The sequence below is a fragment of the Brucella tritici genome (assembly GCF_008932285.1).
GTDB classification, from domain to species: Bacteria; Pseudomonadota; Alphaproteobacteria; order Rhizobiales; family Rhizobiaceae; genus Brucella; species Brucella tritici.
In genome coordinates, this window is record NZ_WBVY01000002.1 from 195,651 (window position 1) to 216,107 (window position 20,457).

Sequence of the window (20,457 nt, forward strand, 5' to 3'; positions counted from 1 at the left end):
GGCGACGGGTCTGAGAAGCGTTGAAATAAAGTCACCTACAGGCTGTTCACCAGACGGTGCGAGACGTTTTTCACAACCGTATAATGATGCAGTCCTTCGGCACCGCCTTCGCGGCCAAGTCCGCTATCCTTGACGCCGCCGAACGGGGTTTCGGCAACCGAAGCTTCAAGCGTATTGATCGAGACGTTTCCAGCTTCCAGCCCCGTCATCAGACGATCCACATTTTCCGCAGAATTGGCAAAACCATATGCCGCCAGACCGAACGGAAGCGAATTCGCCTTTTCAATGGCCGCATCGAGAGATGCAACGGGATTGATGAGCGCCAGCGGACCGAACGGCTCCTCCGACATCGCGCGGGCATCGTCCGGCAATTCAGCCAAGGCCGTTGGCGGGAAGAAATAGCCATTGTTCTTCAGGCGACGACCACCGAAAAGCAGTTTCGCACCTTTCGCCTCTGCATCGCTGACCAGCTCTTCCAGCGCCATAACGCGGCGATCATTGGCAACAGGCCCCATCTGGACGCCCTCATCCATGCCGTTGCCTACACGGATCGATTGCGCCGTTTCGATGAAGGCCGCAGTAAAACGTTCATAATGGCTTTCATGAACGAAGAAGCGTGTCGGCGAGGTGCAGACCTGACCCGAATTACGGTATTTGCGACGCGCCGAGGCGATACCCGCGACGACCGGATCTGCATCCTCGCAAACGATGACGGGGGCGTGGCCGCCAAGTTCCATCAGAGCCGGTTTCATATGGCGCGCAGCGATTTCGGTCAGATGTTTGCCGACGGCAGTTGATCCGGTGAATGCAATCGCCCGGATTTCGGGGCGCGGGATGAGGAACTGCGAAATATCGGCAGGAACGCCGAAGACCAGGTTCAGCACACCGGCTGGCAGTCCTGCATCCTCGAATGCGCGTGCAATATGCGTTACCGCCGTCGGTGTTTCCTCGGAAGCTTTCAGGATAATGGAGCAACCGGCAGCCAAGGCGCCTGCAATCTTGCGTGCTGGCTGGCTCATCGGGAAATTCCACGGTGCAAATGCTGCGACCGGACCAATAGGCTCGTGCACGACGATGTAGCGAATGCCGGGCGCGCTCGGAATGACGCGGCCATAGAAACGAATGCACTCGCCAGCATCCCATTCGAAGAATTCACAGCCGCGAATGACCTCAAGCCGGGCTTCGCTGATCGGCTTCCCGTTTTCCAGCGTGATCGCGCGTGCGATCTCTTCCTGCCGTTCGCGCATGAGCGCCGATGCTTTCATGATGATCGCGGCACGGTCCGCAGGCGCAGTGTTGCGCCAGACCTGATAGCCGTCCCACGCAGCCTGAAGGGCTGCCTCCAGATCCTCGCGCTCCGCGACCGCAACCTGCCCGATTTCGGTCTCGTCGGCTGGATTGATAATGGGAAGCGTATTGGCAGTCTTGCGCCATTCACCGCCTATGAAAAGCTGCACGTCGGATTTTTGCATCAGAAAGCCTCTGCAATCTAAAAATTCGGGCCACGCCCTGATCATCGTTACAGTCAGAATGGGATGTTTTAATTCATGCGACAATTCATCTTAAAACCATATATCCATGAGGATAATCGCATAAGTTAACACAAAAGCTGGCAAGTTTTGCCCGCACGAAACCACCAGCCGCCCATCGCTACGCGGCCGTGCAATTTCTTTTGGAAAGCCGATCAGAGTACCGATCCGATCGAATCAGATCGGCGCTCCAAATTTTTGCTTTGAACCGCGCATCTTTTCCGAAAGCCTTTTCACACTTTTCGGGATGCGCTCTAACACTACAGTTGCAAATTCGTCAGGCCGTGGCGAAAAGAGTGATTTTCGAGTACCGGAGCGAAGCGTACTTAAAAGTACGTGAGCACCGGAATGCAGACAAAACGCTCTTTGCAGCCCGGCATCACGAAGAATGCAACTGTAGTGCTAACCGATGTTGCGAATACCGGTTAGCAGAGCCTGCGACATCTCGGTTTCGCGCGAGCACCAATCCATCAGAATATTGTAATGGTTCCGGTTAGCGACCTTGATGGTCTTCGCCTCTCCGCCTGCTGCAGTCCACCTTTCAGCATAGGCAAGCGACTGACGCTCGAAGCCGTCTGCCTCATGCTCTGCCCATGCCACCGTAATCGGACAGCCCCGCACGGGAATGTGACGGATCGGGCTGAGTTCATCGACATCAGCGGCACCGAGATTCAGCCACTCCTGCGGGAAAGTCGCCGCCAGTGGCGCAAGCTCGAAAAGCCCGCTGACCGGCATGGCAAACTTCACAACATCCGACGGCAAACCGAAATCGTGCTGCCAGCCTTCCGCAAGAAGCGCTCCGGCAAGATGACCGCCCGCCGAACTTCCCCCGACCGCTATCCGGTCGGGATCGAGACCATATTCCCGTCCGTGGTGCCAGACGAAGGCAAGTGCCGCGCGCACCTCCCGCGTAATTTCCGCAAGGGTGACTTCCGGCGCCAGACGATAATCGACGACAACGGTTGCAATGCCTTCGGCCGCGAGCATTCCCGCCATCATGGCAGAATCTTCCTTGGACAGAGCGCGCCAGTAACCGCCGTGAACAAACACGAAGACTGGACACGGTCCACTCAGGGAAGGCGGGCCGAAAATATCGATCCGCTGTCCGCTTTCTTCGTCATAGACCACGTCGAAATGCTGGCCCCAATCAGCCCGGGGCGCAATACTTGCCTCACGATAGCGCACCATTTCGGCGGCAAAGGCTTCCGGTGAAACCGTGGCCTTGGCATTGTAATCGCGATCAAGTCGGGCAGGGTCGAAACCTGCTTCTTCAGTGAGCGTTATCATGCGTTGAACACGCTGATGACGTTAGCCACATTCGCAGGCTGTTCAAGCGTCGGGAAATGGGTCGTTCCGGGCAGCTTCCGAGGCTGGAACCACGGATTGCGCGCCGCAAAATCCACCTGTGCCTGCGTATATTCCGGCTCGAATGGCTGCGAATAGATATGGGTGACCGGACGGTTTTCGGCCATGGCCGCCATGCGCTGCATGGGGCTGCCCCATTTGCGATAGGCTTTGCCGATTTCCCGCCCCGAGCGCGCCCACATTTCATAGGAATAGCCCGCCATCTCGTTGTTCACGTGATTGACGATATCGGCATTCTTCGTGTCGCCGATCCAGTAGTCGAAGAAACCAGAACGACCATTCTCCCAGACCTGCCGGTCCTGAATACCGTCGATCAGTTCGAAGAAGGTTTCATTCGGCTGGTTCATGATCCAGTCGATAACAACCGATTTCGGCACGCGGCTTGATCCCAGCCGGTCGGTGACTTCGATATTTGCCCAGCCGCCATGAGAGGTCGAGACGGGAAGAAAGGTCTCAAGCTCCAGCACGTCGACGAAAGCGACAAGATCGTCGGCTTGCTGGTTGATGTCGAAATCGCCGTCATGGTCGCGATGGTCGCCGTGACCGCGCCAGTCGAAGCGGATGACGCGATGATCTTTCGCCAGTTCCGGCACGAGTGTCTTGAACAGGCGGTGATCCTGGCACCATCCAGAAAGCAGCACAATGGCCGGGCCGCTTCCGGTTTCATCCCAGGAAAATACATTGTTGCCAATTTTCATCGAGTTCATGGAAATCTCCATCATCCGGCGTTTCAGGCTGCGCCTGTTGGAATATGCAAAGCGGTCTTCATGCGTTCCGCACCAAGCGGAGCGCATTTCCCGGTAATTTTCAGCACTTGCGAGCGCACATCGTCGGGCCAGTAATTCATGTCGCCCAGCCGCTCCGCAGTATCCTGCGTGTGTTCGGTCAGCGGGCGTTCACGCGCCTCCCAGGCTGCCAGCGCTTCGCTTACATCCGCATGTTCGTCCAGCGCAACCGCCAGTCCGAGCGCATTCATCAGAGCGCAACCACCGCCTTGTCCGAGATAAGGTGGCATCGCATGGGCACCATCGCCGAGGATTGCCACCCGGCCCTTGCTCCATGATTTCAGCTTCAGGACTTCGAATGCGTCCCACCGCCCCGCATCACCGAAACGAGCGATCAAAGATGCAAGATGCGGGAAGCTTTCGGTCCAGAGCGCGGTATCGACCGGTGTGCGATAGGCCGCCTCGTCTTCAACCGATGCACAGAGCGCGATGTAGAGATCAGTCTCGCTGGCGGGCGTGTAAAGAATACGGCGCGAGCCGGAGAAATGCTCGATATAGCGCGGCAGATCTTCAACGGGAGCGTCTGCGCTATCACGCTTTATCATCATGCGCACGGCACCGTAGCCAAGCGGCTTTCGGTACATCATGAGATCAAGCGAATCCCGAACCTTGGAATTGATGCCATCCGCCCCGATGACCAGATCGGCAGCAAGGCGCTTGCCATCGGCCAGCAGCAATTCACCCTCGGGCGTTGCGCCGACAGCTTCCGCGCCGGTGACGACTTCAACGCCCGCGCGACGCGCAGCATTGAGCAATGCCGTCAGCAATGTTTCACGCAGGATCGTTATAAGGCGCGCTGGTCCATTGCCATTGATTGGAATCTCTTCCATCGTTTCGTTGCGGTGATCGCGCGTATGGAACTCCGGTCCCTCATGAGCGCCGATCACGGCCTCGTCGTAAGCGCCGAGGGCCTTGAGCACATGCAGGCCATTGCTCCAGATATAAATCCCGGCGCCGAAAGTGCGCAGATTGGGCGAGCGCTCGTGCACCCTTACGCTCCATCCGCGTTGGGCGAGCGCTGTAGCAGAAGCCAGCCCCGCAATGCCTGCGCCAGCGATCTCCGCGTGACGTTTCGTCATTCCAATTCTCCTCAACCCATTTCGGAAAGAGATTTCCAAGTCCTGCCGACAAAGGAAAGTGAATTCTGACCGCGACAGATATGAGGAAATAGAATATCTGTGGGCAGACATATCCTTGAGGAGGCGATATGGCATTGCTCACCAATCATCTGACGATCCGGTATATCCGCATCATCGATGCGATCGAAGAGGAGCGCAGCATCGCGCGCGCAGCCGACCGGTTGAACGTTACCCAATCCGCAGTCACCAAGGCGTTGCAGGAAATCGAAGCCCTGACCGGATTGCGGCTTTTCACGCGCACCAACAGGGGCGTTGTCCCGACCCATGCGGGCATGCAACTGACCACGGATGCAAGACGTCTCCTGGCCCATCTGATGGTGGCCGAACAAAATCTTGCCGATCTGCGCGACGGCACTGGCGGACGGCTGGCCATCGGAACCCTGCTTTCTGCATCTGCCGATCTGCTTCCCAGAGCCATCGCCAAAGTCCGGCGCGACAATCGCCGTATCGTGGTCAAGGTCGTGACGGGAACGGATGATGTCCTGATGCCAGCATTGCGGGCGGGTGAGCTGGACATGGTGATAGGCCGCCTTTCCGAGCGGCACGAACCGGTCAATCTCGTACAAGAGGTCCTGATTCCGGATAATGCCGTCGTCGTCGTGCGCCGCGACCATCCATTGACGCTGCGCCCCGCACTTCGCCTTCATGATCTGATTGAATGGGACTGGATCTTGCCGCCCAAGGAAACCAATCTCCGCCTTCAGATTGACCGCACATTCCGCGAGGAAGGCGTTCCGCCGCCTGCACAATCCGTTGAATCCGTCTCGCCGCTCATCAACAAGGGACTGCTTTTGCAGGCAGACTATATTTGCGTCATGCCCGCGCAGGTGGCGCGGATTGAAGAAGCGTCGGGACAGCTTGCCATCCTGCCGGTTCAGCTTGGCGCAACCTCCGGCTTTCTTGGGATCACCACGCTTCCTGAAAGCAACCGGTCGGCCACGGCAGACCTGTTCATTCAGGTGCTTCGGGAAATTGCCCGAACAGGTTAAGGCAGGTTGAAGACAGGCCCCTCCCATCCTCAACGCACCCTTCTGATATTCCTGAGCCTCATAGCAGTGCGAAGAGTGTTCAGTTTACGGACTTCAAGTTTCAGCATGAAATGACCGGCAAGACCTCCTGTCCGAAACAGCGTTTTCAAGCGCGGGACAGAGAAAAGGTCGTGAAGGGCAATCAAGAGAGGAACTTTCATGCTCAAGCTTTCACTGCTTGGTGCTTCGGCACTCTGTCTATCTCTGGCCGGGACTGTCGCGGCCTTCGCCAAGGAACCCGTCACCATCGGCATGATCACCACCTTGTCCGGCCCTGCCGGTTATCTCGGGCAGGACATTCGGGACGGTTTCCAGCTCGCAATTGATCAGAATGGCGGTGAACTGGGAGGCAAGCCGGTTGCGCTCAAGGTCGAGGATGACGGCCTCAAGCCGGGCAATGCCAAGCAAATTGCCGAAGCCATGTTGTCCGAACAGGGCGTAAAACTCTTTACCGGCATGGTCTTCGCCAATGTCGCCGGTGCGGCTCTGCCGGATATTCTCGACGAAGGCGGCATCTATATCAGCCCCAACACCGCCTCTGCCGAATTTGCAGGCAAGGAATGCCACCCCAACTATTTCGTCAGCTCCTGGCAGGATGACAGCCAGGGAGAAAGCGCTGGCGCGCTGGCGCAATCAATGGATTATCCTTCGGCATTCCTGATCGCGCCGAATTATCAGGCCGGGCGCGAGACGATGGATGCGTTCAAGCGCTTCTACAAGGGCAAGATCGTCGGCGAAGTCTATACCCAGATGGACCAGACCGATTTTGCCGCTGAAATCGCGCAGATCCGTGCTGCAAAGCCAGCGATGGTCTATGAATTCGAACCGGGCGGTATGGGCATTGCGTTTCTGCAGCAATATCAGCAGTCAGGTCTGCTGAAAGAAATCCCGATGGTCGTTCATCCTGCATCGCTCGATCAGGTGATCGTGAATGTTGTCGGAAAGGCAGCCGATGGCGTGCGGGTGACCAGCCACTGGAACGACGATTTCGACAATGCGGAAAACAAGAAATTCGTTGCGGCCTGGAAAGCGAAATTCGGGGATCGCCCGATCACCTATTATGCCGCACAAGGCTATGATGCTGCGCTGATGATGGGGGCCGGACTTGCTGGCGTCTCGGGTGACGACATCGATGCCAAGACATTCCGCAAGGCGTTGCTTTCCGCACAAATTCCTTCCGTGCGCGGAGAATTCAAACTCGGGCCGAACCAGCATCCCGTTCAGGATTGGTATGCGCTCGGCGTGGCCGAAGGTGCCAACGGCAAGCCCTATCTGAAGACCGAGAAGAAAGTCCTGACCGCGCATGGCGATATCTATGCCGCACAATGCAAGATGGATGCGGAATAAGACTTACGAATAGAAGAAGCCCCGCTACTGCGGGGCTTTTCGTTAAGCGAGTGTGTCAGATAACCGTCGTGGCGACACGGTTCTCAATCGCGCGCACAAGGTTGAGCGCGGTCATTTCGGACGATTTAGGATTGGTCGCAAGCGGGCCGTTTTCAAAACGCAGATGCATCCGACCGAAATCGCCTTCGGCAATGATCTCATGCGTGTTGAGGCGCGCTGCCGGGTCCGCAACCAATGTGACGCGGGTACGATCAAGACCAATCCCCGCGAGTGACGTAATCACCGCAACATTGGCATTTTGCGGAAAGGCATCCGCAGCCTTGCGGGCCGTATCCGTGAAGAAGACCGTGGCCTCACTGATTTCGTCAAGCCGCACCAGTTGGGCGGCCTGCGTGCCCGCCCATGCTTTTGCGGGCTTGATGATGCGATGCTCGACATTTTCAATCGAAAGCCGGCTTGCAGCCGAAAGCGCGTCGATGCCGCCGAGCGCACCGGGTGGAATAATAAGCTTCGCGCCGCTGGCCCCAGCCGCATCCTTCAGCCTTTGAAACAGGGCATCGTCAACGAAAGCCGATGTTGATGAAACCGCAAAATCCATTCCAGCGGAAAGCGCCGCCTCGCCCCACGGCAAGACACTGGGGCGACCTGCCGCCTCCACCACAAGACTTGCGCCGGTGGTAGCAAGCTCGGCAGGATTTTCGATGAGCACGGCACCGGCAGGCAGTCCGTCACGGAATGCCGCCCGGTCACGCACCGCCACCGCGCCGATCCTTACGGCACTATTTCGTTCGGCGAGAAGGCCCGCAACCCGCTTGCCGATAGCGCCCCATCCAACGAGGGCGATTGTCTCAGATACCGACATAAGCATGCACCTGCTCACGGTCGCGTTCGAGATCGGCACTCGTCCCGCGCCAGACCGTTCGGCCTTTCTCGACAATATAATGGCGGTCCGCCAACTTCTTCAAAACCGCGATATTCTTGTCGATCAGGAGGATCGACTGGCCCATTTCGCGCAATTGCATGATGCAGTGCCAGATTTCCGTGCGGATGACCGGAGCAAGCCCTTCCGTCGCTTCATCGAGGATCAGAAGATGCGGGTTGGTCATCAATGCACGACCGATAGCCAGCATCTGCTGTTCGCCGCCTGAAAGCGTGCCCGCCGTCTGATCCGCCCGCTCCTGCATACGCGGGAAAAGCGCATATATCTTGCCGAGATCCCACGGTGACTGCCGCTTGCAGCGGTTCGATGCGGTTGCGACCAGATTTTCACGCACGGTCAATGTTGGGAAAATCTGCCGTCCCTCCGGCACAAGACCGACCCCCAGGCGCGCGACTTTTTCCGGGCTGTAGCTGGTCGTATCGCGCCCCGCGATCTGGACCTGTCCCCCTTTTGGAGCGAGCAGACCCATCAATGTGCGTATGGTGGTGGTCTTGCCCATGCCATTGCGGCCCATGAGCGTGACCAGTTCCCCCTCATTCACTTCCAGCGAGACGTCGAACAATACCTGAGAATGGCCATAGGCCGCCTGAAGTCCTTCGATTTTCAGCACAGTTCCTCCTCCCCGCCGAGATAGGCTTCCCGCACAGCTTCGCTCGCCCTTATGTCTTCCACCGTACCTGTGAGGATGACACGGCCATAGACCAGCACCGATATGCGGTCAGCAAGCGCAAACACCGCCTCCATGTCGTGCTCGACGAGGAGCATCGAAACCTTGCCGCGCAGCCCCTGCAAAAGCTCAATCATTTCCTGGCTTTCGACATGGCCGAGACCAGCCATCGGTTCATCGAGGAGCAGAAGCTTCGGCTTTCCGGCCAGCGCCATCAGCAGTTCCAGTTGCTTGCGCCCACCACTCGACAGATCGCCTGCAAGCTTCTCCGGGTGATTGGCCAGACGGCTTCCGGCAAGGATTGCATCAACTTCACGCCAGATGGCGCTGCGGCCTTTCAGACTGTCGAGAATCCGGAAATTATGCCCCTCACGCGCCTGCACCGCCATCGCGATGTTCTGGCGCACGCTCATATCGTTCAAAAGCGTCGATATCTGGAATGTGCGTCCCAATCCGCGTCCGACACGTGTGGCGGCAGGCAGTTTGGTAATATCCTCTCCCATCAGGCTGATCGTCCCCGATGTGGGCGTCAGCTCACCGCAAAGCTGGTTGATGAGTGTGGACTTGCCGGCGCCGTTCGGGCCGATCAGGGCATGGATATGCCCTTCCGTAACGTCGAGCGTCACATGATCCGTCGCGACCAGACCAGCAAAGCGCTTCACCAGATCGCGGACCTGCAATATTGCAGTCATGCTGGCACCTCCACCTTGCGGTCTTTGCGAAACGGACGGCAAAGCGCGCGCCAGCCACCGACAATACCGCCCTTGGTTCCCAAAACCACAACGAGCAGAATGATACCCATGGCAAGCTGCCAATGTTCCGTCCAGGAGGCGAGATAGGTCTGCAGGATCAGGAACGCAGCCGCTCCCCAGATAGGCCCGAAGAACGTGCCGACCCCGCCCAGAATGACCATCACCATCAACTCACCCGATTTGGTCCAGTGCAGCGTGTCCGGGCTTGCAAAACGCATGAAGATGGTGAGAAGCGCGCCAGCCAGACCAGCGCCCATTCCGGCAAGGACAAAGCCGTAAAGCTTGTAGCGATAGGTTTCGATCCCCATGGCTGTCATGCGCCGCTCGCTCTGGCGAATGCCGGAAAGCACCGCGCCATAGGACGAATGCACAACCCGCCAGAGGAAACCGAAATACAGGATCATCGAAACGAGGATGACATAATACATCGTCGTCTTGTCACGCAGGCTGAGGCCGAAAAGATCATTTGCCCGGCGCACGATGATACCGTCTTCGCCGCCATAGGTTTTGAGCGAAACGAAGAGGAAGAACAGCATCTGGGCAAAGGCGAGCGTAATCATGATGAACTGCACGCCGGAAGTGCGCAGCGCCAGCGCACCGATGACCAGCGCGGCAAGACCCGCCACCAGCATCGCCGCCGGAACGGTGATCAGAAACTGGTCGGAGCCCGGAATGAAGCCGAAAAGCATAGTCTCCTCGGCGTGGTGAAAATAAAGAATACCCACGACATAGGAGCCAATGCCGAAGAAGGCGGCATGACCGAAGGAAACCATCCCGCCATAGCCGAGGATGAGATTAAGGCTGGCCGCGGCGATGGCATAGATCATGATCCGGGCAACAAGGCTGGATGCAGCCGTCTGCCCCAGCGCTTCAGCGCCGAAGGGAAAAAGTGCAAGCACCACGCAGCCGAGAAGAACAAACAAAAAGCGATATGACATGATTCAGGCTCCCACCGGAAAGAGGCCTCTCGGGCGGAACAGAAGAACAATGGCCATCAGCAGATAGATGCCCATGGAGGCAATCCCGACACCCAGAGCGTCAGCCTCAGCCCCGGCCATGAAATGGCGCAGAATGGAAGGCAGAAAGGCGCGCAGGCAGGTATCGATGATGCCGAGCGAAATTCCCGCGATGAAGGCTCCCTTGATCGAGCCGACGCCGCCAATAACCACGACCACGAAGGTGGCAAGCAGGATCTGCTCGCCCATGCCGACCTGAACGGCAAGGATCGGCCCGGTCATGAAACCGGCCAGGCCCGCAAAGGCAGCGCCCAATGCAAACACCAGCGTGTAGAGCAGGCGGATATCCACGCCGAGCGCGCGCACCATGTCGCGATTGGTCGACCCTGCACGGACCAGCATGCCGATGCGGGTGCGGTTGATGAGCAGATAAAGACCGCCAGCGACCAGCAGGCCAGCCACAATGATGAGCAGCCGGAACGGCGGATAGCTCAGGCCTGAAAACAGCTCTATCGGCTGCGAGAGCGATGCGGGCAATTGCGTGAAAATCGGCTGGCGGCCAAAGATCAGCACCGTCAGCTCATTGAAAATCAGAATGAGCGAGAAAGTCGCCAGCACCTGATCCAGATGATCGCGCTGATAGAGCTTTCGCATGATGCCAAGCTCGATCACGATACCGGCAATCGTCGCGGCCAGAATGGCTGCGGGCAGGCCCAACCAGAAATTTCCGGTCTGCACCGCCACCCAGGTCCCGATGAACGCACCGATCATGTAGAGCGAACCGTGAGCGAGATTGATGACGCCCATGATCCCGAAGATCAGCGTCAGCCCTGCCGCCAGAAGGAACAACATGACGCCGTAGAGAAGGCCATTCAAAAGCTGCTCGAAGATGAGTGTCATTGGAGAAAACGACCTTCATGAGAAATGAAAAGAAGCGTGGCGCGCGCTTTCGCGCGCGCCGGACGGTGGCTGTCAGAGTTTGCACTCTGCAGAATAGGAATCACCGTAATTTTCGATCAGCTTCTTCTTGATCTTGGTGGTCGGGTTGCCATCCTCGCCCTTGACGACATCAAGGAGATACCAGTCCTGCAACGGATGCTGGTTCGGACCGAAGGCAAAATTGCCGCGTACCGACTGGAAGTCAGCCTTCCGCAGCGCTTCGCGCACCGCATCCATATCGTCAACGCCGCCGGTCTGCTTCAAGGCAGAAGCAATCAGACGAGCCACGTCGTAGCCTTGCGTGCCGTAATAGGTCAGAGGCCGGTCAGGATAAGCGGCCTTCCACTTTGCCACGAGTTCCTTGCTCGCCGCATTGTCCATATCCGGGCTCCAGTGGCTGGTGGCCATGATTCCGACCGAAGCGTCACCCAGTGATTTGAGGATCACCGCGTCGCTGGACGGCTCGGAAAGAACCATCGGAATCTTGCCGAGAAGACCGGCCTGCTGATATTGGCGCATGAACGCAATGCCCATGCCGCCCGGATGAAACTGGAAGACCACATCGGGGTTTGCGGCGCGAATCTGCGCCATCTCAGCCGAATAGTCGGTCTGGTCGAGCTGGGTATAGATTTCACCGACAACTTCGCCCTTGAACCGGCGCTTGAAGCCTGCCAGCGCATCCTTGCCTGCCTGATAGTTCGGCGCAAGAATGAAGGCGCGCTTGAAACCTTCCTGTTCCGCAGCAATGCCCGATGCCTCATGGAGCGAGTCATTCTGCCAAGAAACCACGAAGTAATTCGCATCGCAGCCCTTGCCCGCCATGTTCGACGGCGCTGCGTTGGCACTGATATAAATACCGTCATTGTCGATGATATCCGGCACCGTTGCGCCGGCTACATTCGAGAAGATGATGCCGGTAAAAAGCTTGACGCCGTCTTCCGACATGAACCGCTCGGCGATCTGTCGTCCGTTACCAGGCTTGGCGGCATCGTCCTCGACCTTCAGTTCAACCGGCACACCGCCGAGTTTGCCGCCTTCGGCATCGATAGCGAGCTTCATGCCATCGCGCACGTCCTGACCGAGATAACCTCCCGGACCTGACAAGGTCGTAATCACGCCAATCTTGACCGGTTCGGCAGCGGCAGCACCAGTCGTCAGCCCCGCCAGCAGGCCGATCATCAGGAGTTTGTTTTTCATTTCATTTCCCCTTGTCTTTTTATGGATGGGCGCCCGGCAGTTCCGCCGGGCATGCCTCATCAGAGCGCAACCCAACCTTCCGGCGGGTTCTTGCCGGGGTGGACGGTGTTGCAATGTGGGCAGGTCCGCAGCTTCTCATCATTGTAGAAAGCAGCATAGAGCGGCGGCAGATCCTCGACGATGGATTCCAGATCCACTTCGGCGCGATGGACGAGGCCGCTGCATTCGAAGCAGTACCATTCGACGGCATCGAGTGCGCCTTCAGGACGGGCCGGTTCGATCACCAGACCGATGGAGCCTTCCTGCGGGCGCTGCGGCGAATGACGGATATGCGCTGGCAGAAGGAAGATATCGCCCTCGCGGATCGGCACATCGTAAAATTCGCCCGTCGACGTGTCATGCAGCTTCAGCAGCATGTCGCCCTTGAGCTGGTAGAAGAACTCTTCGACCGGATCGTCGTGGTAATCGGTGCGCTTGTTCGGGCCACCGACGACCGTGACCATCAGGTCCGCATCCTTGAACACCAGCTGATTGCCGACGGGCGGCTTCAGCAGGTGCTTGTGTTCATCGATCCATTTTTGAAAATTAAAGGCGCTGAGTTTTGTCATTCTTGTTCCCCTTTTCGGTTCGATCAGGACAGTTTGAGACCGCAGCCGTCAAACGCCTCCCGGATTGCGCGTTTTTCGGCATCGGTCAGCTCAAGCATCGGCGCACGAACAGGTCCACCAACCTGGCCGAGCAGCTCCTGCCAGTATTTTTGATGCGAAGTGGGCTTTTCAGCCGGTCGCGTCGACTTGAAGGCATGGCGGACAGGCTCAAGGCTCTGCCAGACGGCGCGCGCCTCGGCCTCTTTGCCCGCAAAGGCCAGATCGGTATAATCGCGCATGCGGCGCTCAAACTTGGTCTGCAGCGTATAGGGCGGCGAAGAGCAGAGATAAAGCTGCCAGCCCAGTTCGAGAATATTATCCAGCCATTCGTCTTCCGATGCGGTCGAGACGAGAATGCGGTCGCCTGCAAGTTCCGTGAGCTTGCGATACATGTCGCGCGGAACCGAATATTTGATCGCGACGACCGTTTCGATGTCGGCCAGACGATTGCAGAGTTCCGGGCTCATGAGATAGCCGCTGTCGGGATGCGACCAGAGTGCAAGGCCGATATCCACCTTCGAGGCAATCGTTTCATAGTAGCGCAGCAGCGTTTCGTCCTGTGCGCGCAGGAAATGCAGAACAGGTGCATGGACGACGATATAGTCCGCGCCGCAGGCCTGCGCATGCTTGGCCAGATCGATAACCACGTCCATGTTCTGGTCCGAGCAGGACATGATCGTCTGTGCCTTGTCACCTACTGCCGAGACAGCCAGATCGAACATGCGCTTGCGCTCGTCAACCGACATCGAGAAGAATTCGCCCTGCTTTCCCGCGACGAAAAGTCCGTCAATGCCCAGATCGTTGATCCAGTGGTCGACATTCTTGCGAAAGCCGCCTTCATCGATCGATCCGTCCTGATTGAAAGGCGTGTTTGCCGCAGCCCAGATACCGCGCATCGTAGCGCGCGAATGGGCCTTGGCGTTCTGACGGTCATACTTCATCGGAATCCTCGCTTCGGGGGCGGGTCACTCCAAACCCGCGTCTTCCTGATCGAGCCTGACTTTCTTTCATTCGGGAAGTCTTGTAAGTAGAATATATTCATAAACAAAAACTCATAAGTGAGCCGATGCGCCCCACTCTCCGCCAGATCGAATGTTTTCAGGCCGTGGTCGAACTGGGAAATTTTTCCCGCGCAGCCGAACGTGTCAGGACGACCCAGGCCAATCTTTCCCACACCATCCGCGATCTGGAGACGGTGCTGGATACACGGCTGTTCGACCGGACGACACGGCGCGTCAGCCTGACGGATGCAGGACGTGCCTTTGCTGAAGGCGCACTTGCCGGTCTTGCCGAAATTGACCGCGCGGCCGAAGTGGTGCGCGATCTGGGGAAATTGCGGCGCGGTCAGGTCAGCATCGCCGCCCCGCCATTGCTATGCACGACAGTGCTTCCGCGTCTGGTGCGCCGTGTGGCCGACGAACATCCCAACCTCGTCATCAAGATCGAGGATGTCGGACCGGATATCGTCATCGAACAGGTTCGCAACGGGCGTTGCGATCTTGGCGTCGGCACCTTTTCCGGTGAGGACTCGGATGTTGAAAGCCAGACGGCACTGCGCGATCAGTTGATGGTTTTCGTGTCGCCCGATCACGATTTCGCCGGATATGAACAGGTCCGTTGGACCGAACTCGACAATCAGCCGATCATTACGCTGACCCAGAAAAGCAATATCCGGCTTTTGACCGAAATCGGCTTCGAACAGGCAAAGCTGGCGCTTAGACCGCACATGGAGGTCAACCAGATTCACTCGGTGTTGTCGCTGGTCGAGGTCAATGCCGGTATCGCTGTACTGCCCGCCTATGCCTTCACCGCTCTGCGCGGTCGCGGCATCGTGGCTCGCCCGTTGACAGACCCCGCCATCGTGCGCGAGGTGCGCCTCATTACGCCCCGCGACCGCGAACAGTCAGCGGCAACTGTCGCCGTGCGTTCGATCCTGCGGAACCTGCTGCGCCAGATGATCCCGGAGATGCCCGGAACCGGCAGCGCCAGCTAGTACACGGCTCCTGAACCTTTTGAGCTTGCTTCGCGAGCCTTTGCGCGCTCATATAAAATTGCACCGCTGTTTAGAATCAGCTGGAAAAGTCGATACTGAACAACACACCGCCGAAGGTCGGTCGCGTCGCCAGCAAGGGAATGCAGCCTCATGAATACATACGGAAAACTATTTTCAGCCGCGCTGGTCGCGGCTGCGCTCAACAGCACGGCAGTCGGACAAGTCTTCGCCAAGACATTGATCTATTGCTCCGAGGCATCTCCTGAAATGTTCGATGCGGCGCAGACGACATCCGGCGCCGTGTATGACGCTTCGGCGCGCAATGTGTCCAATGGACTTATCAAGATCAAGCGCGGCTCGACGGAACTGGAACCCGGCCTCGCGGAAAGCTGGGACGTTTCTGCCGACGGCAAGGAATATACGTTTCATCTGCGAAAGGGCGTGAAGTTTCACACCACAAGTTTTTTCACACCGACGCGTGAATTCAATGCGGACGATGTCATCTTCACGTTCGACCGTCAGGTAAACAAGGACAATCCTTACTACAATCAGGGCGCATGGCCGCAATTCGGGGCCTATTCCTTCCCTTCGCTGATCGAGAAAATCGAAAAGATTGACGATCACACGGTCAAGTTCGTGCTGGCGCATCCCGAAGCGACCTTTATCTCGACGCTGTCGCTGACATTCGCCGTCATTCAGTCCAAGGAATATGCCGACAAGCTCGTCGCGGAAGGCCGTATTGAGGAGTTCAGCCAGCAGCCAGTCGGAACCGGCCCTTATCAGTTCGTCGCCTATCAGAAGGATAGCGCCATCCGCTATCAGGCCAATCCCGATTACTGGGCAGGCAAGCAGAAGATCGACAATCTCATCTTTGCGATCACACCGGACGCGGCAGTGCGCTATCAGAAGCTGAAGTCGGGCGAATGCCATGTCATCGCCGCTCCCAATCCCGCCGATATTGCGGAAATGAAGAAGGACCCGGCAGTCGAAATGCTGCACAAGGAAGGTTTGAACCTTTCCTTCCTCGCCTATAATACCCAGCAGAAGCCGTTTGACGACGTACGTGTCCGCAAGGCGCTGAACATGGCGGTCAACAAGGCCGCGATCATCGATGCGGTCTATCTCGGCTCGGCAGTCGTTTCAGTTAACCCATTGCCGCCGAGTGTCTGGGGCTACAACAAGAACGTCAAGGATGATCCCTATGACCCCGAACAATCGCGCAAGCTGCTCGATGAAGCGGGCGTCAAAGACCTGAAGATGAAGATCTGGGCCATGCCCGTGCAGCGGCCCTATATGCCGAACGCGCGCCGCGCAGCCGAACTCATGCAGTCCGACTTCGCCAAGGTGGGCGTGACGGCGGAAATCGTCACTTATGACTGGGGTGAATATCTCAAGCGTTCGCTGGAAAAGGACCGCGATGGCGCCGTCATGCTTGGCTGGACCGGCGGCATCGCCGACCCCGACAATTTCCTGGCCGCACTTTTGAGCTGTCAGGCGATCGGCAGTGCCAACCGCGCAAACTGGTGCAATCAGGATTTCGAGAAGCTCATTCAGGCCGCCAAGCTGACGACCGATCAGGCCGAGCGCACCAAGCTCTATGAGCAGGCGCAGGTCGTCTTCAAGGAACAGGCTCCCTGGCTGACCATTGCTCATCAGATTGTCGAGCAGCCAATCAGCAAGAAAGTCAAAGATTTCCGCATCGATCCCTTTGGCGGCTATCTTTTCGAAGACGTCGATATCGAGGAATAAGTCTTTTCCTGCGCCGGTTCGATAACTGGCGATAAATTCCGGGTAGCGGGCATTGAGCATAATCCGACCGGAGTGAAACGAGGATCGGTAAGATTATGCTTTGAAAAGAAAAATTTAGAGCGCCGATCTGATTCAATCAGATCGAAACGCGCTCTAAACGCCCGCTATTCTTCTTTCACGCCCCGTTGGAGTGCGTTTCCGACCAATAGCCGAGAAAATATGATGGATATCGTAGACCGCTTTCTAGCCTATACCCGCATCAACACGACCGCTGTGCCGAATGCAGGCAAACTCCCGTCGAGCGAGGGACAAACCGATCTCGCAAAGTTGCTCGCCAGCGAAATGCGCGCCATGGGAATGGACGTTGAAGAGCGTGACCACTCGATCGTTGTCGGCACATTGCCTGCCAATGTCTCGAATGCCGATCGGCAGTATCCGACGATTGCATGGGTCGCCCATCTCGATACGTCCAGCGAATATACGACTGACACTCGCGCCCATGTGGTCGATTATCAGGGCGGGGATATTCTGCTCAATGAAGCGACTGGCGCCGTCATGCGGCGTGCCGAATTCCCCGAGCTGGAACGTTACGTCGGGGACAGGATCATCGTGACGGACGGCACCAGCCTGCTCGGCGCCGATAACAAATCCGCCATCGCCGAGATCATGCATGCCATGCAGGTTCTGACCACTCACCCCGAAATCGAGCACGGCATGGTCAAGGTGGTCTTCGTTCCCGATGAGGAAATCGGGTTGCTCGGAGCCAAGGCACTCGACGTCGCGTCACTGAAAGCCGATTTCGCCTATACGCTCGATTGCTGTGCGGTTGGCGAGATCGTGTATGAGAACTGGAATGCCGGTGAATTCCGCCTCACCTTCAAGGGCCAGCCGGCCCATCCGATGTCGGCCAAGGGCAAGTTGCGCAATGCCATTCTCTATGCCCAGCAATTCATTTCAATGATGCCGGGCGGCGAGCGCCCGGAATATACGGAAGGCACCGAAGGCTATTATTGGGCCAAGGGCATTCAGGGGACCGTTGCCGAGACCAGCCTGATTATCGACATCCGCGATTTCACGAACGACGGTTACGAAACACGCCGTGCGTTCATCGAGAACCTCGCCGCAAGTTTCAACCAGCTCCACGGCGACGGCACGGTTCACGTGGACTACAAGGCTGTCTACCGGAACGCCGCCGAAAGCCTGCAGGGCGAAAATCGCTACCCGGTCGTGCTTGCCCTTCAGTCCATGAAGACAATAGGCGTGACACCGACACCGCTGCCGATGCGCGGCGGTTATGACGGTGCGGTGCTGTCCGAAAAAGGGCTGCCATGCCCGAACCTGTTCTGCGGCGCGCACAACTTCCACTCGATTTACGAGTTTCTGCCAGTCGGTTCGCTTAACAAGGCCTCCGAAATGGTCATTGAAATACTGAAAAGCGCACGGATCACCGACAAAAGCGCGGTTTGATGCAACGCAGATGTTGAGGAGACGTGAATTCATCTCGTCTCCTCGCTCTGTCTGTGCCTTCGGCTACCGGCAAAGCGGTATTCGACACTAGAGCATGTCTCCCGAAACTGGGAACCGGTTTCAGGATAAAGACATGCGTAAAAACAAACAGATAGAGCATTTCTAATAATTCAGTCAAAACAGGAAATGCTCTAGTATCCTATTGCGGCGCCTGCGACGGCACGGCTGTCGATAGCGCCATAATAGCGGTTGTCGCCGCCTTTTTCGATGGCTGCCATATCCTTGCCACCGACAAGAATGCCTGCTGCCTCACCCCAGACCGGCCAGTCATGATCCTCACCGACGGTATAGCCCATACCGGTCAGCAGCCTGATCGTATCCGGCGAAAGCGCGTTCGCTTCCATATAGACCCGGTCGGGCAGCCACTGGTGATGGATGCGCGGGGCGTCAATCGCTTCCTGAATGTCCATACCGTGATCGATGACATTCATGATTGCCTCGAGCGTGATCGTGATGATGCGCGATCCGCCGGGACTGCCGATGACCATGAATGGCTTGCCATCCTTCGACACGATGGTCGGGCTCATCGAGGAAAGCGGTGACTTGCGTGGTTCGATGGCGTTGGCTTCGCCTTGTATGAGGCCATAGAGATTGGCCACGCCCGGCTTGATCGTGAAGTCGTCCATCTCGTTATTGAGAAGAATGCCGGTACCCTCGGCTACCTTGGCCGTGCCGAACGATCCATTCAGCGTATAGGTCACGGCGACAGCATTGCCATCCTTGTCCACGATGGAATAATGCGTGGTTTCGTTGGACTCCTTGAATTCGGCTGGTTTCAGCGCTTCGCTGACACCGGCACGATAAGGGTCGATACGACTGCGAATTTCTGCAGCATAGGCCTTGCTGATGAGCTTCTCGATTGGATTTTCGACGAAATCAGGGTCGCCCAACGCCGTGTTGCGGTCCACATAGGCATGGCGCATCGCTTCCACCATCAAACGCGTGGTTTCTGCCGAGCCGTAACCCAGATAGGAAATCGGATAACCCTCAAGCACGTTCAGGATTTCACAGATGATCAGTCCGCCCGAAGAAGGCGGCGGCGATGAAACAATGTCATAGCCGCGATAGCTGCACTTCACCGGTTCCAGCTCTCGAACCTTGTATTGCTCGAAATCGGCCTTGGCGAGAATGCCGCCATTTTCCTTGCTCGACTTGACGATCAGATCGGCAATATCGCCCTGATAGAAGGCTGCCGGGCCTTTTTCCGAAATGGCTGAAAGCGATTTCGCCAAATCCGGCTGGACAAGCTTTTCACCCAATGGAATCGGTTTTCCGTCTTTCAGGAAGATCTTGGCAGCTGCCGGGTCTTTCGCCAGTCTTTCATTGCCATCGGCAAAGGAGAGAATATCGCCCAGCTCCAGCGTAAAGCCGTCCTTGGCAAGTTTCAGTGCCGGGTCGATCAACTCCTCGCGCTTGCGGGTGCCATATTTTTCGCGTGCTTCCTCAAGGCCTGCCACCGTGCCTGGCACGCCGATGGCGAGATAGGTTTCAGTACTGGCGCCTTCGACCGGTTTGCCATCCTTGTCCAGATACATGGTCTTGGTGGCAGCGAGCGGCGCGCGTTCACGAAAATCAAGAAAGGTACTCTTCCCGTCCTTGAAGCGGATGGTCATGAAGCCGCCTCCGCCGAGATTACCGGCCGTCGGATAGACAACCGCCAGCGCGTAGCCGACCGCGACAGCCGCATCGACGGCATTGCCGCCGTTCTTCAGCACATCGATACCGACCTGCGAGGCAAGATGCTGGGCCGTAACCACCATGCCATTCTGGCCTTCTGCCGGCGCTGGTGATGCCGCGTAAGCCGAAGGCAGATGGCCTGCAACGGCAATGACTGCGGCAAGGGAAAGCGATTTCAGTCTGTAATGCTGCATGTCTTTCCTCCCATGTGTTCTCCCGA

General features: G+C 57.4%; 18 protein-coding genes. 5 read left to right on the forward strand and 13 right to left on the reverse strand.

The window, feature by feature from the left end; genetic code table 11:
• Window positions 1-35: 35 nt before the first annotated feature.
• From F9K94_RS06455 to F9K94_RS06470, 4 genes are all read right to left on the reverse strand, one after another.
• Window positions 36-1,472 (reverse strand): NAD-dependent succinate-semialdehyde dehydrogenase, encoded by a 1,437-nt coding sequence (locus tag F9K94_RS06455; protein WP_061347567.1) that lies wholly within the window; start codon window positions 1,470-1,472, stop codon window positions 36-38.
• A 459-nt stretch (window positions 1,473-1,931) separates the two neighbouring features.
• Window positions 1,932-2,816, reverse strand: coding sequence for an alpha/beta hydrolase (locus F9K94_RS06460; protein ID WP_151644350.1), 885 nt, complete (start codon window positions 2,814-2,816; stop codon window positions 1,932-1,934).
• Window positions 2,813-3,601, reverse strand: coding sequence for an alpha/beta hydrolase (locus F9K94_RS06465; RefSeq protein ID WP_151644352.1), 789 nt, complete (start codon window positions 3,599-3,601; stop codon window positions 2,813-2,815). The genes F9K94_RS06460 and F9K94_RS06465 overlap by 4 nt, the downstream gene beginning before the upstream one ends.
• Before the next feature lie 23 nt (window positions 3,602-3,624).
• The gene (locus F9K94_RS06470) at window positions 3,625-4,758 is read right to left on the reverse strand and encodes an FAD-dependent oxidoreductase (protein ID WP_010660600.1); all 1,134 of its coding nucleotides are present in this window, start codon (window positions 4,756-4,758) and stop codon (window positions 3,625-3,627) included.
• 128 nt (window positions 4,759-4,886) lie between these two features.
• Here F9K94_RS06470 and F9K94_RS06475 point away from each other — a divergent pair, with 128 nt between their 5' ends.
• Together F9K94_RS06475 and F9K94_RS06480 are read left to right on the forward strand one after the other, a co-directional pair.
• A complete protein-coding gene (locus F9K94_RS06475) occupies window positions 4,887-5,807 on the forward strand; it encodes a LysR substrate-binding domain-containing protein (RefSeq protein ID WP_151557429.1) in 921 nt (306 codons plus the stop codon).
• 198 nt (window positions 5,808-6,005) lie between these two features.
• Window positions 6,006-7,193 (forward strand): ABC transporter substrate-binding protein, encoded by a 1,188-nt coding sequence (locus tag F9K94_RS06480; protein ID WP_151644354.1) that lies wholly within the window; start codon window positions 6,006-6,008, stop codon window positions 7,191-7,193.
• Window positions 7,194-7,248: 55 nt separating this feature from the next.
• Here F9K94_RS06480 and F9K94_RS06485 read toward each other — a convergent pair whose 3' ends face one another.
• The 8 genes from F9K94_RS06485 to F9K94_RS06520 all read right to left on the reverse strand — a co-directional run bounded on the left by F9K94_RS06485 (window position 7,249) and on the right by F9K94_RS06520 (window position 14,232).
• Entirely contained in the window at window positions 7,249-8,055 is an 807-nt protein-coding gene (locus F9K94_RS06485; protein ID WP_151644356.1) for an aspartate dehydrogenase, read from the reverse strand.
• The gene (locus tag F9K94_RS06490) at window positions 8,042-8,743 is read right to left on the reverse strand and encodes an ABC transporter ATP-binding protein (RefSeq protein WP_151557434.1); all 702 of its coding nucleotides are present in this window, start codon (window positions 8,741-8,743) and stop codon (window positions 8,042-8,044) included. The genes F9K94_RS06485 and F9K94_RS06490 overlap by 14 nt, the downstream gene beginning before the upstream one ends.
• A complete protein-coding gene (locus F9K94_RS06495; RefSeq protein WP_061347559.1) occupies window positions 8,737-9,492 on the reverse strand; it encodes an ABC transporter ATP-binding protein in 756 nt (251 codons plus the stop codon). The genes F9K94_RS06490 and F9K94_RS06495 overlap by 7 nt, the downstream gene beginning before the upstream one ends.
• The gene (locus F9K94_RS06500) at window positions 9,489-10,490 is read right to left on the reverse strand and encodes a branched-chain amino acid ABC transporter permease (protein WP_151644358.1); all 1,002 of its coding nucleotides are present in this window, start codon (window positions 10,488-10,490) and stop codon (window positions 9,489-9,491) included. The genes F9K94_RS06495 and F9K94_RS06500 overlap by 4 nt, the downstream gene beginning before the upstream one ends.
• A 3-nt stretch (window positions 10,491-10,493) precedes the next feature.
• On the reverse strand, window positions 10,494-11,408 hold the full coding sequence (locus F9K94_RS06505) for a branched-chain amino acid ABC transporter permease (protein ID WP_061347557.1): 915 nt from the start codon (window positions 11,406-11,408) through the stop codon (window positions 10,494-10,496).
• Between the two features lie 72 nt (window positions 11,409-11,480).
• Window positions 11,481-12,644, reverse strand: coding sequence for an ABC transporter substrate-binding protein (locus F9K94_RS06510; protein WP_061347556.1), 1,164 nt, complete (start codon window positions 12,642-12,644; stop codon window positions 11,481-11,483).
• A 59-nt stretch (window positions 12,645-12,703) separates the two neighbouring features.
• A complete protein-coding gene (locus tag F9K94_RS06515) occupies window positions 12,704-13,252 on the reverse strand; it encodes a 3-hydroxyanthranilate 3,4-dioxygenase (RefSeq protein WP_061347555.1) in 549 nt (182 codons plus the stop codon).
• A 23-nt stretch (window positions 13,253-13,275) separates the two neighbouring features.
• Complete coding sequence (locus tag F9K94_RS06520) at window positions 13,276-14,232, reverse strand: dihydrodipicolinate synthase family protein (RefSeq protein ID WP_151644360.1); 957 nt, start codon at window positions 14,230-14,232, stop codon at window positions 13,276-13,278.
• Between the two features lie 125 nt (window positions 14,233-14,357).
• Here F9K94_RS06520 and F9K94_RS06525 point away from each other — a divergent pair, with 125 nt between their 5' ends.
• The 3 genes from F9K94_RS06525 to pepT all read left to right on the forward strand — a co-directional run bounded on the left by F9K94_RS06525 (window position 14,358) and on the right by pepT (window position 18,500).
• Entirely contained in the window at window positions 14,358-15,284 is a 927-nt protein-coding gene (locus tag F9K94_RS06525) for a LysR family transcriptional regulator (RefSeq protein WP_061347553.1), read from the forward strand.
• A 150-nt stretch (window positions 15,285-15,434) separates the two neighbouring features.
• Window positions 15,435-17,033 (forward strand): ABC transporter substrate-binding protein, encoded by a 1,599-nt coding sequence (locus F9K94_RS06530; RefSeq protein ID WP_151644362.1) that lies wholly within the window; start codon window positions 15,435-15,437, stop codon window positions 17,031-17,033.
• A gap of 219 nt (window positions 17,034-17,252) precedes the next feature.
• The gene (gene pepT / locus F9K94_RS06535) at window positions 17,253-18,500 is read left to right on the forward strand and encodes a peptidase T (protein WP_235920575.1); all 1,248 of its coding nucleotides are present in this window, start codon (window positions 17,253-17,255) and stop codon (window positions 18,498-18,500) included.
• A 191-nt stretch (window positions 18,501-18,691) separates the two neighbouring features.
• On the opposite strand, the gene ggt is transcribed toward pepT, so the two are convergent.
• The gene (gene ggt, locus F9K94_RS06540; RefSeq protein ID WP_151644364.1) at window positions 18,692-20,431 is read right to left on the reverse strand and encodes a gamma-glutamyltransferase; all 1,740 of its coding nucleotides are present in this window, start codon (window positions 20,429-20,431) and stop codon (window positions 18,692-18,694) included.
• Window positions 20,432-20,457 lie beyond the last annotated feature (26 nt).